This window comes from Cupriavidus sp. L7L (genome assembly GCF_004353535.1).
Classification (GTDB): domain Bacteria; phylum Pseudomonadota; class Gammaproteobacteria; order Burkholderiales; family Burkholderiaceae; genus Cupriavidus; species Cupriavidus oxalaticus_A.
The window spans coordinates 521,391-537,808 of the sequence record NZ_SMNY01000009.1; the positions used below are offsets into that span (position 1 = coordinate 521,391).

The 16,418-nt window shown below is 67.0% G+C and carries 18 protein-coding genes; 7 read left to right on the plus strand and 11 right to left on the minus strand.

Annotation, left to right across the window (positions count from 1 at the left end; genetic code table 11):
• Positions 1-216: 216 nt before the first annotated feature.
• Positions 217-1,239 carry a glycosyltransferase family 2 protein gene (locus E1J61_RS10310; protein ID WP_133094227.1) on the plus strand — a complete coding sequence of 341 codons (1,023 nt, stop codon included), beginning with the start codon at positions 217-219 and terminating at the stop codon, positions 1,237-1,239.
• 24 nt (positions 1,240-1,263) lie between these two features.
• Here the strand turns inward: E1J61_RS10310 and E1J61_RS10315 are convergent, their stop codons facing one another.
• From E1J61_RS10315 to E1J61_RS10335, 6 genes are all read right to left on the minus strand, one after another.
• Positions 1,264-1,653 (minus strand): GtrA family protein, encoded by a 390-nt coding sequence (locus E1J61_RS10315; RefSeq protein WP_133093955.1) that lies wholly within the window; start codon positions 1,651-1,653, stop codon positions 1,264-1,266.
• Positions 1,650-2,384, minus strand: coding sequence for a bifunctional 2-polyprenyl-6-hydroxyphenol methylase/3-demethylubiquinol 3-O-methyltransferase UbiG (locus E1J61_RS10320; RefSeq protein WP_133093956.1), 735 nt, complete (start codon positions 2,382-2,384; stop codon positions 1,650-1,652). The genes E1J61_RS10315 and E1J61_RS10320 overlap by 4 nt, the downstream gene beginning before the upstream one ends.
• A gap of 26 nt (positions 2,385-2,410) precedes the next feature.
• Positions 2,411-3,784 (minus strand): sigma-54 dependent transcriptional regulator, encoded by a 1,374-nt coding sequence (locus E1J61_RS10325; protein WP_133093957.1) that lies wholly within the window; start codon positions 3,782-3,784, stop codon positions 2,411-2,413.
• A gap of 24 nt (positions 3,785-3,808) precedes the next feature.
• Complete coding sequence (locus E1J61_RS37365) at positions 3,809-3,985, minus strand: hypothetical protein (protein ID WP_165971451.1); 177 nt, start codon at positions 3,983-3,985, stop codon at positions 3,809-3,811.
• Positions 3,986-4,743: 758 nt separating this feature from the next.
• Positions 4,744-5,064: a hypothetical protein gene (locus E1J61_RS10330; protein WP_133093958.1), complete on the minus strand. Its 321-nt coding sequence runs from the start codon at positions 5,062-5,064 to the stop codon at positions 4,744-4,746.
• Positions 5,061-6,029: a LysR substrate-binding domain-containing protein gene (locus E1J61_RS10335; protein WP_133093959.1), complete on the minus strand. Its 969-nt coding sequence runs from the start codon at positions 6,027-6,029 to the stop codon at positions 5,061-5,063. The genes E1J61_RS10330 and E1J61_RS10335 overlap by 4 nt, the downstream gene beginning before the upstream one ends.
• Before the next feature lie 78 nt (positions 6,030-6,107).
• Here E1J61_RS10335 and E1J61_RS10340 point away from each other — a divergent pair, with 78 nt between their 5' ends.
• The gene (locus E1J61_RS10340) at positions 6,108-7,382 is read left to right on the plus strand and encodes a nitrate/nitrite transporter (RefSeq protein WP_133093960.1); all 1,275 of its coding nucleotides are present in this window, start codon (positions 6,108-6,110) and stop codon (positions 7,380-7,382) included.
• A gap of 24 nt (positions 7,383-7,406) precedes the next feature.
• Here E1J61_RS10340 and E1J61_RS10345 read toward each other — a convergent pair whose 3' ends face one another.
• The 5 genes from E1J61_RS10345 to hemL form a co-directional block, all read right to left on the minus strand.
• On the minus strand, positions 7,407-8,072 hold the full coding sequence (locus tag E1J61_RS10345; protein WP_133093961.1) for an isoprenylcysteine carboxylmethyltransferase family protein: 666 nt from the start codon (positions 8,070-8,072) through the stop codon (positions 7,407-7,409).
• 136 nt (positions 8,073-8,208) lie between these two features.
• Positions 8,209-8,712, minus strand: a complete 504-nt coding sequence (locus tag E1J61_RS10350) for a TPM domain-containing protein (RefSeq protein ID WP_133093962.1) — start codon at positions 8,710-8,712, stop codon at positions 8,209-8,211.
• 16 nt (positions 8,713-8,728) lie between these two features.
• Positions 8,729-9,607, minus strand: coding sequence for a YgcG family protein (locus E1J61_RS10355; RefSeq protein ID WP_133093963.1), 879 nt, complete (start codon positions 9,605-9,607; stop codon positions 8,729-8,731).
• A gap of 10 nt (positions 9,608-9,617) precedes the next feature.
• A complete protein-coding gene (locus E1J61_RS10360) occupies positions 9,618-10,244 on the minus strand; it encodes a LemA family protein (protein ID WP_133093964.1) in 627 nt (208 codons plus the stop codon).
• A gap of 133 nt (positions 10,245-10,377) precedes the next feature.
• On the minus strand, positions 10,378-11,670 hold the full coding sequence (gene hemL, locus E1J61_RS10365) for a glutamate-1-semialdehyde 2,1-aminomutase (RefSeq protein ID WP_133093965.1): 1,293 nt from the start codon (positions 11,668-11,670) through the stop codon (positions 10,378-10,380).
• 226 nt (positions 11,671-11,896) lie between these two features.
• Here hemL and E1J61_RS10370 point away from each other — a divergent pair, with 226 nt between their 5' ends.
• From E1J61_RS10370 to E1J61_RS10390, 5 genes are all read left to right on the plus strand, one after another.
• A complete protein-coding gene (locus E1J61_RS10370) occupies positions 11,897-12,067 on the plus strand; it encodes a rubredoxin (RefSeq protein ID WP_010813017.1) in 171 nt (56 codons plus the stop codon).
• 373 nt (positions 12,068-12,440) lie between these two features.
• Positions 12,441-12,941, plus strand: coding sequence for a response regulator (locus E1J61_RS10375; protein ID WP_133093966.1), 501 nt, complete (start codon positions 12,441-12,443; stop codon positions 12,939-12,941).
• Positions 12,942-12,968: 27 nt separating this feature from the next.
• Positions 12,969-13,340 carry a PleD family two-component system response regulator gene (locus E1J61_RS10380; protein ID WP_029045760.1) on the plus strand — a complete coding sequence of 124 codons (372 nt, stop codon included), beginning with the start codon at positions 12,969-12,971 and terminating at the stop codon, positions 13,338-13,340.
• Between the two features lie 52 nt (positions 13,341-13,392).
• Positions 13,393-13,965, plus strand: coding sequence for a chemotaxis protein CheW (locus E1J61_RS10385; RefSeq protein WP_133093967.1), 573 nt, complete (start codon positions 13,393-13,395; stop codon positions 13,963-13,965).
• A 104-nt stretch (positions 13,966-14,069) separates the two neighbouring features.
• Positions 14,070-16,313, plus strand: a complete 2,244-nt coding sequence (locus tag E1J61_RS10390) for a methyl-accepting chemotaxis protein (protein ID WP_133093968.1) — start codon at positions 14,070-14,072, stop codon at positions 16,311-16,313.
• Positions 16,314-16,418: the final 105 nt, after the last annotated feature.

Genomic DNA, 16,418 nt, shown 5'->3' on the forward strand with positions numbered 1-16,418 from the left:
CGCTACGCTGGCGTCCGCGGCACTGCTCGTGAGTCTCTATCTTTGGTTGCGCCGGGCGTGGAGGGGGAGCGGGTCGGGATACGCTTTGGGTTAAGTTGCCGGCCGCGGTGGCGATGTCATCGTCACTGGAGAGGTTGAATGGCAACGACACAAGGTGCGTCAGGCCGGGATCAAGAATGCAAGGCGACCAAAGATGCCGCCACGGGGGAGGAAATCATGCCGGGCCCATACGATATCAGGCTGTTGTCACTGGTTGTGCCTTGCTACAACGAGTCCGAGAGCATCGCGAACTTCTTCAACTGCGTGATACCGATCCTCGAATCCATCGACCGGATTCGCTTCGAGATCGTGATGGTGAACGACGGCAGCTCCGACGATACGCTCGAGCAACTGCTCGAGCATGCGCGTCGCGACGAACGCGTCCGCGTGGTCGACCTGACGCGAAATTTCGGAAAGGAAGCGGCCCTGACCGCTGGGCTTGACGAGGCGATGGGCGACGCCATCATTCCGATCGATGTCGACCTGCAGGACCCGCCCGCGTTGATCCCCGAGCTCGTGGCGCGCTGGCGAGAGGGCGCCGAGGTCGTGCTGGCGCAGCGCAGCCGCCGGGCCTGCGATACCTGGCTCAAACGGATCACGGCGGCGGCATACTACCGCATCCATAACCGTCTTTCCGACCTGAAGCTGCCGGTCAATGTCGGCGACTTCCGCCTGATGGACCGTGTGGTGATCAATGCGCTGAAGCAGTTGCCGGAGCGGCATCGCTTTATGAAAGGCCTGTTCGCGTGGGTCGGCTACAAGACCGCCATCGTCCGCTACGAGCGCGAGCCGCGCAGCGCTGGCCGCTCGAAATTCTCGGGATGGCGCTTGTGGAACCTTGCGCTCGAAGGCATCACCAGCTTCAGCACGCTGCCATTGCGCAGCTGGACCTATATCGGGCTGCTGATCGCCTTCAGTGCGTTCTGCTACGGCACATTCATCGTGGTGCGGACGTTGATGCTAGGCGTGGATGTGCCCGGCTATGCATCGCTGCTTTCGATCGTGCTGTTCCTCGGCGGCATCCAGCTGATCGGGCTAGGTGTAGTCGGTGAATATATCGGCCGCATCTACGATGAAGCCAAAGGCCGGCCGATCTATCTGGTACGGCGCCGTTACCACGAACCTCGTCAGGATCGGCTGATCGCTGGCGGTCGCCGCGTGATCCGGCTGGAGCGCGGACAAGCCGCGAATCACCGGTAAGGGTGAGTTGGTGCAGGGGCTGCCCTACTCGCGATAGGTCCAGCACCGGTGTGCCAGGTAAGTAAAGGCCGGCACCGTCAGCACGACGCCGGCGAGGCCGGCCCAATAGTTGGCACCCAGCGACTGGGCCGTCCATGAGATTCCCGTAGTCAACCCCAGGCCGAGCAGAGAGACCGTGGCAAAGCGGGTGAGCGTGCGGCTGTGCAGGCGTGACGAAAAGCTCCACAGCGTATTGAGCAGGCACGAGCAGGCAGTTGCGCAGAGGAATGCGACGCAGTTTGCTGTGACGGGGGAGACCTGTGCCGCGCTGACTAGCGTTGCCGTCACGGCGACATGGACGCCTGTAGAACTCGCACCCGATAGCAGGAAACGCGCGACCTTGCGCAGTTCATTCCCGCTGGCGCTTGCCTTCACGATGCGCGCACGATTGCCATTAGCGAGATGCCGAAGGGCAGCGTGCCACGTGCGAGCCAGTGGCGTTCGGTGCGGAACAGCGCGTGCAGTATCCCGTTGACCGGCGGGGACGGCAGTCCTGCACCAATTGCCTTGTCGCTGCCACGCAAGCGGTCGGATACTCGGGCCGCCATCGCCAGCGGGGACAACAACGTGTTGAAGTAGGAAATCCTATCCAGTCGTAGGCCACATCGCGCCACCAGCGCTTGCAGCGAATGCCGGCTGTAGCGCCGCTGGTGATGCAGGAATTCGTCGTGACGGCTCCATAGCCACTGGTAGGCGGGGACGGTCAACAGCACGGCACCGCCGGGCTTCAGCAGTCGCCCGGCACAGACGAGCGAACCGGCGTCGTCCGCTATGTGTTCCAGGCAGTCGAGCAGGCAGACCAGGTCAAAGCTGTGATCCGCGAACGGCATGTCGTCGGGACACCGGCCGCTGCGTATGTCAAAGGCGCCATGGCTCTTGGCGCGGGCCAGCCGCAGGGCGGTGCCGTCCATTTCCACCGCGCTGACGTTGCCAAATCGCGCCAGCATGGCCAGATTGCCGCCGGTGCCGGCGCCGATCTCCAGAATGGATGCCTTATGTGGCAGCTCCATGCCGGTGAGGATCGTGGAGAGGATATCGCGCCGTCCGCGGAACCACCAGTGACTGGCTTCCGTGTCGGCCATTTCGAGATAGGCATCCGGGGACATAGGTCGATTCCTCCGCGCAAAACCGTTCAACCCTGCACACACACCATCCCCATATCCCCCTTCTTCACCTGCAGCTTGTAATCCCGCATCAGCCGGAACAACGTCACCCGCGAAATTCCCAGTTCCGCCGCCACATCGATCAGCCGCTCATGATTACGCTGCAGCGCCTCGACGATCGCATGCTGCTCCGCTTCCTCGCGGATCGCTGCCAGCGTCTTCGGCCGTTCTTCCACAGGCGTCGCCAGTTCCAGGTCCGCCGGCTGGATCACGCCGTCCTCGCACATCGCCGCCGCATGCCGGATGCGGTTGATCAGCTCGCGCACGTTGCCGGGCCAGTTGTGCTGCTGGATCGCGCGCAGCGCGGTCGGCGAGAAGCCGCGGATGCGGGCCGGCGATTGCTTGCGCACGCCGTCGAGCACGTGCTCGGCGATCAGCATGATGTCGCTGCCGCGTTCGCGCAGCGGCGGCTGGCGTACGCGCAGCACGCACAGGCGATGGTAGAGGTCGCCGCGGAAGCGTTCGGCGGCGATGGCGGCGTCGAGGTCGACGTGGGTTGCGGAGATGATGCGCACGTCGACTTCGATGGATTCGGTGCCGCCGAGGCGCTCGATGCGTCCGGTCTCCAGGAAGCGCAGCAGGCTGGTCTGGCTTTCCAGCGGCATGTCGCCGATTTCATCGAGGAACAGCGTGCCGCCCTGTGCCATCTCGATGCGCCCCGGCTTGCGCTTGGTGGCGCCAGTGAAGGCGCCGCGCTCGTAGCCGAACAGTTCCGACATCAGCAGCGTGGGCGGGATGGCGGCACAGTTGACGGCAACGAAGGGCTTTTGCGCGCGTTCGCTGGCATGGTGGATGGCCTGCGCGGCGAGTTCCTTGCCGGTGCCGGACTCGCCCGAGATCAGTACCGGGGTGTCCCAGCGCGAGACCTTCTCGATGCCGCGGAACAGCGTTTGCATGGCGGAACAGGTCCCGATCATGCCGTCCGGGCGCGAGCTGGCCGCCGCGCGCTGCACGGCGGGCCGCATCTGCGCCATGCCCTGCGCATGGCCGAGCGAGTGGGCCAGGTCGGCGGACTCGAACGGGGAGGTGTAGTAGTCGACGAAGTAGAGCCCGAGCAGGCGCCGTGCCGCTTCGCTCAGCGCCTCGCGGCTGGCGACGATGCCGATCCAGCCGAATTGCGGTTGGGCCAGCCACGGTTCGAACGATTCCAGCTCGGCATCGCTGAAGCCGCTGTGCACGTCGAGCAGCGCGGCGGCCGGCTGGGAGGTGTGGGCGAGCGCGTGCAACTCCTGCAGGTTCGACGCGAAACTGAGCTTCCAGCCCCGTTGCGACAGGACCCTGCAGAGCATGGCGTCGTGATGCTGCGACAGGTACAGCAGCGGGCGGTTGGCATACGCGCTCATACGATTTCCCCGGATTTCTTCTTATCAGACGAAACCGGCGGCGGCGGTTGCCACGCACCGGATTCGGTGGCCATAAGGCCTGCGCCGTCGCTGCATCATCGATGCCTCGAACCGGCGTCCTCCCCGAATTCTGTTCTTGCCGTCCCGCCGATGCGCCGCGTAGTCCGCCGCTGCCGCGCCGATGTCGATGGCATCGGTCACGGCAGCGGTGTCTCGCAGCGCCTGCATGGCAGGCCGGTCAGCACCCCATTCTTTCCAGACGCGCCGGCAAGCCGTGCGTCCGCGATCCCGTTTTCGCCGCCCGGTGGTCCGGGCTGGCAGGGTTCTTCCAGGTTGCACGGGCCACGCGCAAGCGCGCGGCCCGTGTCCTGAAAGACCTCCCTCTAATCTTGTCGGCGGCCTCTGCAACGACCCGCCGGTGCGGGCCAGTTCCTGCCCCGTGGCCCAACGCTTACAGCACCAGCCCGACGCCCCGTCCTGGGATACGAGGATCGTTCTGAAACTGACCTTCGGCGAACGCATGCCAGTATGTTTGCCGCTTCCGTTTCAGACTTCCCCTGTGTCGGGCTTCTGTTCGCGGGGACATAAGTGCGACGAACGTGCCAGTGCGGCACAAGTCATTGATTCGAAAAGAGAAACGTAAAAAGTGGGAGTTCCGGCCGCCGCCGTGGCGTGAGAAAACGTTCCGATCCTGATACATCCCCGGCCTGGTTCATGGTGCAATGCAGCATGAGTGAAGTTGTCGACGTCAGGTATACGTCACAGTTTTACGAAATGGAGTGCCGAAAGGTCTACCTGGAGGGATTCGCGGCCATCCGAAAGAGGGGAGGCGGCATTTTGGAGGTTCGGGCGCCATGGCTCCGATGATGCACGCGGCGGCCCGATCGCCGGAGTTGCATTTCCTTTACAACGGGATGAAGCCTTTTTAAGCGGAACCGGTGTGCCAGGCTTCGCCTGGCTCAACCTTTTAGCGCTTTACAGCCGGGCGTAGCCGTGCTGGAGGACTCTTGGGACGGCCGATGACAAGCATTTGCATGGTTTTGCGGATGACGCCGAAGGCCCGGCCTCATCTTTTTGGATGGGTGGCGCGGGAGATTCCTGCGCGCTGGCACGGCTGACAAATCGGTTGCATTGATGAAACTCAGGCGGTTTTCGCGGGAGTCGAAGGTCGCGTTCAGAAACACCGCGCCCGGCGCCGCGATCGCCGGCCAGCCTTTGAATTGCCTGGTGTTATCGAAAATGATTCGTATTGTCAACTTCGACGTACGAAACAATTTCATGATTGAAACTGCTGGCGTTGCCCGCCGACGGTGGCATGCGTTTGCATGGCATCGCCGCGCACCTGCTCCTGAAGCCAGGCGTGGAAGGCATGGATCGCCTTTTCCCGCGGGTTGCCTTCGCGCCAGGTGACCCAGTAGTGCAGGCTGGATGGGATCCGGGTCGAGCCGATCTGCACCAGTTGGCCGCTGGACAAGTAGTCATGCGCCAGCTGCGCGCGCGCGGTGGCAAGGCCCAGTCCGGCCACGGCCGACTGCAGCATCAGCCCCGCATCCTGGAAGATCGGGCCGCGCTCGGGCTCGTCACCCGGCAGGCCGGCAGCTTCCAGCCAGTCGCGCCATGGGCGCAGCGCAAAGCGCAGCATCGGCAGGCGCGGCACGTCGGCCAGCGTGAAGCCGGGGTAGCGCGCCAGCAGCGCCGGGCTGGCTACGGCGATGACGTGGTCCTCGATCAGGTTGTGGCACTCGAAGCCGGGCAGGTCCACGCGCTGGTGCCAGATGCCGACGTCGACGCTGTACGGGTCGGGCGGGCTGATCTCGGCGTGCAGCCGCAAATGCAGGTCCAGCGACGGCACCTGTGCATGCAGGCTGGGCAGCCGCCGGATCAGCCAGGCATTGGCCAGGTCCTCCATCACGCTGACCTGCAGCCGGACCACCGGCGGCGCGGCGCTGTTGCCGGCCTCGCGCAGCGCGCTTTCGATGCTGTCGAGCGCGGCGCGCACCTGTTCGGCCAGCCGCGCGCCCGCGCTGGTCGGCGTCATCTGGCTGCCGCTGCGCTGGAACAGCTTGGTGCCCAGGCTGGCTTCCAGCCCGCGGATATGGTGGCTGATGGCGCTGTGCGTCAGCGCCAGCTCTTCGGCCGCGCGCGAGAAGCTGCGGTGGCGCGTGGCCGCCTCCAGCGCACGCAGCGCTTGCAGTGGGGGCAGGTGGACGGGGCGATGGGCGGGTTTGCCGGGGGATCTGGACATGGCCGTCAAATTCTACTCACAATCGCCGCGGGTATGTTTCGTTGGCCTTGCACCGGAATGGGGACGACAATGCGGGCCATGACGACTACCACTTCATCCGCTTTGTCTTCCGTCCCGGCGCCAACGGAACAAGCCCACGCGCGCTGGCGCGTGCTGGCCGTGTTCTCGCTGGGCTTCCTGGTGTCCTATGTGTTCCGCGGGGTCAACCTGGGCTTCGCGCCGCACCTGACGCGCGAACTGGGGCTCAATGCCGGCGACCTGGGTTTGCTCACCAGCTTCTATTTCCTTGGCTTTGCCTGTGCCCAGCTGCCCGCCGGCATCCTGCTGGACCGTTTCGGCCCGCGCCGCACCGAGGCGACGATGCTGCTGGTGGCCGTTGCCGGCTCGCTGGTGTTCGCGCTGGCGCCGGGCATGGCGGGGCTGGCCACCGGCCGGCTGCTGATTGGCGTGGGCGTATCGGTGTGCCTTGGCGCCGCCATCCAGGCGCTGTCGATGTGGTTCCCGCTGTCGCGCATGCCGTTGCTCAACGGCGTGGTGATGGCGATCGGCGGGTTCGGCGCGGTGCTGGTCGGCACTCCGCTGTCGTGGCTGCTGTCGCTGACGGACTGGCGCATGGTCAGCGCCGGGCTGGCGGTCGTGTCGCTGGCGATGGCGGCGCTGCTGTGGTTCGGCGTGCCCGACAAGCCACGCGCCGGCAAGGAAAGCCTGCGCGAGCAGCTGCGCGGCACGCGCCAGATCCTGGCCAGCGAGCGCTTCTGGCGCGTGGTGCCGCTGACGCTGCTGAACCAGGGCGTGTTCCTGGCGGTGCAGACGCTGTGGGTCGGTGCCTTCCTGCGCGATGTGCCGGGTTTCGATCCGGGCACCAGTGCGCGGCTGGTTTCGGTGATCGGCTTTGCGATGATGGCGGGCTGCGTCGGCTCGGGCTGGGCGGCGCGCCACCTGGAGCGCATCGGCGTCAGCCTCTATGCCTTTGCCGGCATCGGCATGACCGGTTTTATCGTGGTGCAGGCGCTGCTGATGGCGCAGGTGCCGCTGCCGCCGGTGCTGCTGTGGGCGGCCTACGGCGTGTTCGGCTCAAGCGGCATCCTGACCTATGCGGTGCTGGCGCGCAGCTTCCCCGACGCGCTGATCGGTAGGGCCACCACGGCACTGACGCTGACGGTGTTTTTGTCGACCTTTGCGTGCCAGGTCGGGGTAGGGTTCGTGCTGGACCTGTGGCCGTCCAGCGGCGGCCACTATCCGAAGGCGGCGCACATGACGGCGTGGGGCGGGCTGGTGGCGCTGCAGGTGCTGGCGGCGGTGTGGTACCTGATGGGCGCGCGGCGCGCGCCGGTGGCTGCGGGTGTTCGCTGAAACCTTCGCGGGTGAACACACTGATCAGTAAATGCCTGGAACGGCGCGAAACCGGACTTTCTCGCGATACTGCCGATATTCGGGATCGTTGGACAGTAGCGCCTCTTCCCGGTTGATCCGCACAGCCTGAAGCGCATACAGGCCGGTGTAGACTAACAAATTCTGCAGGCCGAAGTTTGTGAGCAGGAAGCCCACATCAGCGATGAGGTAGCCAAGGTAGATCGGATGCCGCACGAACCGGTAAGCCCCGTGCGATACGATCCCGCGGTTGGCAGGCAGTATCCCGAACGAGAAGCGCAGCGTCAGCTTGGCGTAGATCTGCCATGAAATCCCGACAAGCTGCAGGCACGCGCCCACTATTTCCGGCGCCAGGTGTTGCCCAGGTGCCAGCTTGATGCCAAGGAAATAGTAAGAAGCCCCCAACGAGCACAGGACGGCGATCGGATTCCAGTCTCGCTTTTTTGGCACCCGGACGAAGAGGGACAGGCCGATCGTCAGGCAGCTTGCAATCACCAGCAACAGCAGAGTGACGCGTGATGGATCGGCCAGCCACTGCCGTATCGCCGAATAGGCGAATAGGCACAGCATGAGGGCGGTGGAACATCTGAGTATCACCTCCAGCAGTACTTCCCGAAGGTTCAACTTGGCTGCCGCGTTGGGCCGATCGTTTGCCGCCAGGATTTCTGACATGGTTTCCCCCGTCTATCCAGCGGAATCTTCGCCCCGCCGTGATGCTTGCTTGTCCACCAAGCGTAATGGCATGGCCCGGGTCGCCATATCGGGCAAAAGGATGTTTCACCCGTGAACGCTTGCGCAGGGGAATCCGCTAAATCACGATCGGCCGGTCGTCCAGCTCATTGGGGTTGTGCCCCCCATCCGACGGGAAATGGCTGGCCAGCAGCTCATGGATGCGCGCCACCGTCACCAGCACCGGCGCCACCGACAGGTCCTGCTTCAGCCCGTGCGCCAGTTCATCGCACAGTTCGCGCCAGATTGCCGGCCCGACGCTGGCGTCGATGCCGCGGTCGGCCAGCAGCTCGACGGCGTGGTCGGCCAGGTTGATATAGAGCAGCACGCCGGTATGGTCGGCGGTATTCCAGACTTCAAGCGCGCCAAACAGGAAGCGGGCGCGCTCGCGCGGGGTCACGCCGGCCCAGGCGTGGCCCAGCGGCAGGCTGGCCTCGATGACCACGCGGATTTCGCCGCGATGGCGTGACTCGCCGGCATGCACGGCCGCATGGAGCTGCTGCTGGGCCTCGGCCGGGAAGTGCTTGCGCGCGGTGCCGGCGGTGGTGGCGAAATGGTGCAGGGCACGTCGGAGATGGGGCATGCTCGTCGCTCCTTGTTCACCAGTTGCCGGACGCGCCGCCGCCATCGAAGCCGCCGCCGCCTCCGCCGCTGAAGCCGCCACCATCACCACCGCCCCCGCCGCCGCCGAAACCTCCTCCGAAGCCACCGCCGCGTCGTCCCCAGTCCTGCCCCATGCCGTAGCCGCCCAGCCCGCCCAGGCCGCCGGCGATCACGTCACGGCCACGCCGGGTGGTGACGATCTGCGGCCCGCGCGAGCGCCGCATGGCGCCGATAAAGAAAAACAGGATGATCGCCAGCGGGAACAGCACCGGCAGCCAGTCGGCCAGCGCCGAGGATTGCTGCGCCTTGCGCGGCTGCGGCCCGGCCAGGCCTTCCTTGTCGATGGTGGCCTGGATGGCGGAGATGCCGGCCGCCAGCCCGCCATAGAAATCGTTCTGGCGGAAATGCGGCGCCATCACGTCCTGCAGGATGCGCTTGGACATGGCATCGGTCAGCGACCCCTGCACGCCGCGGCCGACCTCGAGCCGCATCTTGCGCAGCCCGGGCGGGTTGTCCTTGGCGATCAGCACGATCACGCCGTCGTCGATGCCCTTGCGCCCGGCGCGCCAGGCGTCGGCCACGCGGATGCTGTAGGCGTCGATGGGCTCGGGCTCGGTGGTCGGTACCATCAGCACGAAGATCTGGCTGCCGCGCTGCTGCTCGTATTCGGCGAGTACGTTTTCCAGCGCGGTGCGCTGCTGCGAGCTGAGCGTGCCGGTCAGGTCGGTGACGCGCTGGGTCAGCGGCGGCACCGGCACGAAGCCGTCGGCCGCCAGCGCCGGCGCGCACGGCCATGCCGCCAGCCACAGCAGCAGCGCGGCCAGGCCGGTGCGCCAGGAGGACGGCTGCTGCGAGCGGCCGGTGGTCAGGCCCATGGCCGCCGCCTCAGAACTTGACTGCCGGCGGCGTCGAGATGGCCTTCTCGTTGTCCACCGTGAACGACGGCTTGACCGGGTACTTGAAGATCATCGCGGTCAGGTTGGTGGGGAAGCTGCGCGCCAGGATATTGAAGTCCTGCACCGCGGCGATGTAGCGCTGGCGCGCCACGGTGATGCGGTTCTCGGTGCCTTCCAGCTGCGACTGCAGGTCGCGGAAGGAGGCGTCGGCCTTCAGTTGCGGGTAGTTCTCGGACACCGCTAGCAGGCGCGACAGCGCGCTGGACAGTTCGCCCTGCGCCTGCTGGAAGCGCTTGAACGCTTCCGGGTCGTTCAGGGTCTCGGGCGAGACCTGGATGCTGGTCGCGGCGGCGCGCGCCTTGGTCACCGCTTCGAGCGTCTCGCGCTCGTGCGTGGCGTAGCCCTTGACGGTGTTGACCAGGTTGGGGATCAGGTCGGCACGGCGCTGGTACTGGTTGATGACCTCGCCCCAGGCCGCCTTGACCGCCTCGTCCTTGGCCTGGAAGTCGTTGTAGCCGCAGGCGGTCAGCAGGCTGGCCGTGGCCGCCAGCAGCAGCCAGCGCAGCACGGACAGCGGCGAGCGCAGTTGCGAGGACAGGGAGAAAGAGGCGCGCATCGTGGGACTCCGCAGGTTAGGCATGGCAGGCATGGCCTGGCGAGTCCCAAGTGTAGCGCACCGCCCATCTGCCAGGCGACGGCCCAGGCGACGGCCCAGGCGACGCCCCGGCACGTCGCCCGCCGGCATGGCCTCAGGCCGCCGCGAACGCCTTGCGCGCGGCATCGAAGGTGGCGCCCAGGATGGCGTCGTCGTGCTGCGCCGAGACAAAGCCGGCCTCGAACGCCGACGGCGCCAGGTAGACGCCGTTGTCCAGCATGGCATGGAAGAAGCGATTGAAGCGCGCGGTGTCGCTCTTGGTCACCTCGGCGAAGCTGCCGGGCACGCCTTCGCGGAAATACAGGCCGAACATGCCGCCGATGGCGTCCGCTGCGAACGGCACGCCGGCTGCCTGCGCGGCTTCGGCCAGGCCGTCGGCCAGCTTGCGGGTCTGCGCGGCCAGCTTGTCATAGAAGCCGGGCGCCTGGATCAGCTTCAGCGTGGTCAGGCCGGCGGCCACCGCCAGCGGGTTGCCCGACAGCGTGCCGGCCTGGTAGACGCCGCCGAGCGGCGCTAGCTTGGCCATGATGTCGCGCCGCCCGCCAAAGGCTGCCGCCGGCATGCCGCCGCCGATCACCTTGCCCAGGCAGGTCATGTCCGGGCGGATGCCGTAGTGGGCCTGGGCGCCGCCCAGCGCCACGCGGAAGCCGGTCATCACTTCGTCGAAGATCAGCACCGCGCCGTCGCGGCTGCACAGTTCGCGCATAGCCTTCAGGAAGGCGTCGCTGGCGCGCACCAGGTTCATGTTGCCGGCCACCGGCTCGACGATCACCGCGGCGATCTCGCCGGCGTGCTTGGCGAAGGCCTGCTCCAGTTGCTCGACGTTGTTGTACTCCAGCACCATGGTGTGGCGCGTGACGTCGGCCGGCACGCCAGCCGAGGAGGGGGCGTTCTGCGTGGTGTCGGCAAAGGTCAGCAGGCCCGAGCCGGCCTTGACCAGCAGGCTGTCGGCATGGCCGTGGTAGCAGCCCTCGAACTTGATGATCAGGTCGCGGCCGGTAAACCCGCGCGCCAGCCGCAGCGCGCTCATGGTCGCCTCGGTGCCGGAAGACACCAGCCGCACCTGCTCGATCGACGGCACCAGCTTGCAGATTTCCTCGGCCATGGCGATCTCGGCCTCGGTCGGGGCGCCGAACGAGAAGCTGTGGGCCGCGGTCTCCTGCACCGCGCGCACCACCTCGGGGTGGGCGTGGCCGACGATCATCGGACCCCAGGAGCCGATGTAGTCGATATAGCGCTGGCCATCGGCATCCCACATATAGGCTCCTTCGGCGCGCGTGATGAAGCGCGGCGTGCCGCCCACCGAGCGGAAGGCACGCACGGGGGAGTTGACGCCGCCAGGAATGGTCTGCTGGGCGCGGTCGAAGAGCTGCTGGTTACGGGACATGGCGTTGAGTGGGATCAAGGACTGCTGGGAACGTGGCGGCGCGGCCGGCGTCTCGTCGACATGCAGGCAATACCGTGGAATGTCACGGCAATTGACTGCCAATCCGGCGCTAACATGCGCGAACACGGCGGAACTGGCACGATTCTGGCGGTCGCCGGCTGGCGCGGGCGGCACGGTTTCGGTACCATCTGCGCTGGATTTTAATGGAGAGTGGCCAGAGCCTGTTATGGAATACAAGACTTGGATGTGCCTGATCTGCGGCTGGATCTACGACGAAGCCGCAGGCGCGCCGGAAGACGGCATCGCCCCGGGAACCCGGTGGGAAGACGTGCCCATCAACTGGACCTGCCCGGAATGCGGCGCGCGCAAGGAAGATTTCGAGATGGTGGCCATCTGACGCTGGCCGCCATCGGGCACGACGCCAGCTTGCGCGCCATCGAAGCTTCATAGAAAGCCGCCACACTGGCAGCGCGCGTCGCGCCGATACGACAGAACGCCGTCAAGGGCCCGCCGCCCCGGATTGACGGCCCACCGGCGTCTTGTCACACTCTGTTGCAAATTATGTGGCCGTCCATCCGCCATTGGTGGGGAAGACGGCAGGCAGGTGCGGGTTCCACGCACCGCCACTGCCGGGTCTGGCCCGGCCTTGAAGGGAAGCAGAATTATTTTTTCGGGGGTCCGTCGGGGCGCGCATGGGTCGCGCTGCTCCGCACGGGTGTTCTCTAGTGCTTGCCGGCGCGCCGCAGGGCGTGGCCGGTCGCGGGAACAACATGCGGGTCGCTCATACAGAAGAAAACCAGCGGGTCAATGCCGCCGGCGCCAGCATTGCGGCGCCTGGCGTACCAATGCCGGACACCCAGGCGCACGCGCGCCGCAAGGTGCTGGTCATCGACGATTCCAGCACCATCCGCCGCACGGCGGAAATCTTCCTGTCGCAGGCGGGATACCAGGTCATGCTGGCCGAGGATGGCTTCGAGGCGCTGGCCAAGGTCGGCGAGCTGCATCCGGACCTGGTCTTCTGCGACATCCTGATGCCCCGGCTGGACGGGTACCAGACCTGCTCCCTGATCAAGAAAAGCCCGCGCTTCCACGCCATCCCCGTGATCATGCTGTCGTCGCGCGACGGCGTGTTCGACCGCTCGCGCGGCCGGCTGGTGGGGGCGCATGACCATCTAGCCAAGCCGTTCACCCGCGAAGCGCTGCTGCAGGCCGTGCAGGCCTGCCTGCCGGTCCGCGCCGACGTGGCGGAAAAGGCCTTGCCGGCATGCTGACGGCGTGAACGAACCGAAGGAAACCTCATGACTGCCATCAACAAGATCCTGATCGTCGACGATTCCCCGACCGAAGCGCTGTTCATGTCCGACCTGCTCGGCAAGCGCGGCTTCAAGGTCTCGGTCGCCGGCAACAGCGACCAGGCCTTCGCGCGCCTGGAATCGGAAAGCTTCGACCTGATCCTCATGGACGTGGTGATGCCCGGCCAGAACGGCTACCAGGCGACCCGCGCGATCAAGCGCGACGACCGCTTCAAGGACATCCCCGTGATCATGTGCACCAGCAAGGGCCTGGACACCGACCGCATCTGGGGCATGCGCCAGGGCGCGTCGGACTACATCGTCAAGCCGGTCGACGGCGAGGAACTGCTGGGCAAGATCGCCGCGCTGGCGCACTGAGCCGCCAGCGCCGGCCGTACGGGATGCCACCACCAGTACCGGGGACCGCCACATGAACGCGCCACGCCAAGACCTACGCGCCCGCCACACCCGCCTGCAGGACTACCAGGCCATGCTGGCCCGGCGCCTGCGCGAGGCGCGCACCCTGCCCGCCGCAGACAGCTACCTGGCGCTGCAGATCGGCGCGCGCCACTGGCTGCTGCCGCTGGCGGAGACCGGCGAGGTGCTCGACATGCGCCCGCCCAGCCGCGTGCCGCTGACGCAGCCGTGGTACAGCGGCCTGGTCAATGCGCGCGGCAGCCTGCTTGGCGTGATCGATTTCAGCCTGTTCTGCGGCGGCTCGCCCACGCCGGTGCAGCCCGGCAGCAAGCTGGTGGTGCTGTCGCGCCAGGTGGAGCGCGCCTGCGCGATCCTGGCCACGCGCGTGGCCGGCTTGCGCCATGCCACGGAACTGGGGCTGCCGCACGAGGAGGCGGCGCAGGGACTGGCGCAGGGATCGGATGAAGCGCCGGCCTGGGAGGGCCAGCGCTTTGCCGACCGCGACGGGCGCGACTGGCAGGTGCTCAACGTGCGCGCGCTGCTGGACGCGCCGGCGTTCCTGCAGGTGGGCCGCAGCGCGGCCTGAGGCGCGCAGCGCGGCGAGCAAGCAAGAAACAAGCGCTGGCCCCGGCCTGGCGCACCCGGCACGAGCCGCCGGGCACAACAACGAATAGAACGGAAGAGGGTGCCATGGGTTTCAAGAAATTCAGCCTGGGCCGGCGTACGCCGGCAGCCGACGCCGCCGCCGCCCTTGGCGGCGGGCCGGACATGGCCTATGCCGGCGGCCGGGAAGCCGCGCCCGCGGAACCTGCCGCGCCTGCCACACCTGCCGCGTCGGCCGCACCCGCCGGGCTTGGCGCCACGCCGCTGGAGCACGTGTCGGCGTGGATGGGCCGCATGCCGTTCTCGTCGCAGCAGCGGGTGCTGACCGTGGGCGTGGTGGTGTCGCTGGTGGCGCTGCTGGGCTCGGTGTACCTGGATAACCGCATCGCCAACAATGCCGCGGCGCAGATCGAGATCGCCGGCGACATGCTGATGCACTCGCAGCGCCTGGGCAAGGCGGTGCCGGTGGCGCTGCTGGGCAATGCGCAGGCCTTTACGCAGCTGCGCGAGTCCAAGGAGACGCTGGCGAAGGACCTGAAGGCGCTGCAGGACGGCAGCGACGAGAAACACGTGCGCGCCACCACGGGCGATGCCGCGCCGCTGCTGGAAACCGCGATGACGTCGTGGAAGCGCTCGGAGAAGAGCGCGGCCGACGTGCTGGCCCAGCGGCCTGTTCTGACGACGATCGGCCAGACCCTGCAGGTCTTCAACGCGTCGAACCCTGAACTGCTGGAAGCCGCCGAGCAGGTGGCCGCGATCAAGCTGCAGTCCGGCGCCAATGCGCGCGAGGTGGCGGCGTCCGCGCAGCTGGTGATGCTGACGCAGCGCCTGGGCAAGAACCTGAACGAGTTCCTGGCCGGCGAAGGCGTCAACCCCGAGACCGCGTTCCTGCTCGGCAAGGACACCAACACCTTCCGCGAGACGCTCGACGGGCTGATGAACGGCAGCGAAGCGCTGCGTCTCAACGCGGCCACCGACGAAGAGACGCGCGGCTACCTGAAGCAGCTGTCGCAGCGTTTCGACGCGGTGCAGAAGACCACCCAGACCATCCTGCAGAACCTGCCCGGCCTGATCGCCGCCAAGCGCGCGCAGCAGCAGATCTTCAACGACAACGAGGCGCTGCGCGGCGAGCTGTCGGCCTTGCAGCGCGCCTATGCCGAGTCGGCGCGCATGCGCCCGGTGACGCTGGGCGCGACCGTGGTGTCGGCGCTGCTGACGCTGCTGTGCCTGGTCGGCCTGGCCGCGCTGTACCTGCGCGATTCGCGCATGCGCGCCCTCGAAGCCGAGGCGCGCGAACGCGAGGCCGAAGCGCGCCGCCTCGATGAAAAGCGCAACAACGACAACACCCAGAAGGCCATTCTGCAGCTGATGAACGAGCTGCAGGATATCGCCGACGGCGACCTGACGCGGCAGGCCACGGTGACCGAGGACATCACCGGTGCCATCGCCGACTCGGTCAACTACACCGTGGAAGAGCTGCGCGAGCTGGTCGGCCGGGTGCAGCAGACCGCGGGCGAGGTGACGCAGGCGTCGGGGCAGGTGCAGGCCACCTCGACCCAGCTGCTGTCGACCACCGAGGAGCAGTCGCGCCAGATCCGCCAGACCGGCGAATCGGTGGTGGAGATGGCCGACCGCATCACGCAGGTGTCGCGCGGCGCGGCCGAGTCGGCCAATGTGGCGCGCGCCTCGCTGACCGCGGCCGAGCAGGGCCAGCAGGCGGTGCAGAACGCCATCACCGGCATGAACGACATCCGCGAGCAGATTCAGGAAACCTCCAAGCGGATCAAGCGCCTGGGCGAATCGTCGCAGGAGATCGGTGAAATCGTCGAGCTGATTTCCGACATTACCGAGCAGACCAACGTGCTGGCACTGAACGCCGCCATCCAGGCCGCCTCGGCCGGCGAAGCCGGGCGCGGCTTCTCGGTGGTGGCCGAGGAAGTGCAGCGGCTGGCCGAACGCTCCGGCGAGGCCACCAAGCAGATCGGGGCGCTGATCCGCACCATCCAGACCGATACCCAGGACGCCGTGCACGCCATGGAGCGCAGCACGCAGGGCGTGGTCGAAGGCGCGCGCCTGTCGGACAACGCCGGCGCGGCGCTGGTCGAGATCGGCCGCGTGTCGCGCCAGCTGGCGGAGCTGATCGAGCAGATCTCGCAGTCCACCTCGCACGAGGCCGACCTTGCCACCACGGTGGCGCGCCATATCGAACGCATCCTGCAGGTTACCGAGCAGACCACCAGCGGCACGCGCCAGACCGCGCAATCCGTGCGCCAGCTGACGCTGCTGTCCGAGGAACTGCGCAACTCGGTGTCGCGCTTCAAGATCGCCTGAGTGGCCGGATGACGCCTGCGACTGCTTCCGCGCAGCGCGGCAACTGCCGCCACGCCTGCCAACAAGCCAACCCAGCGCCTGCCTGCCGCCGCGGCGGGCCGCCCG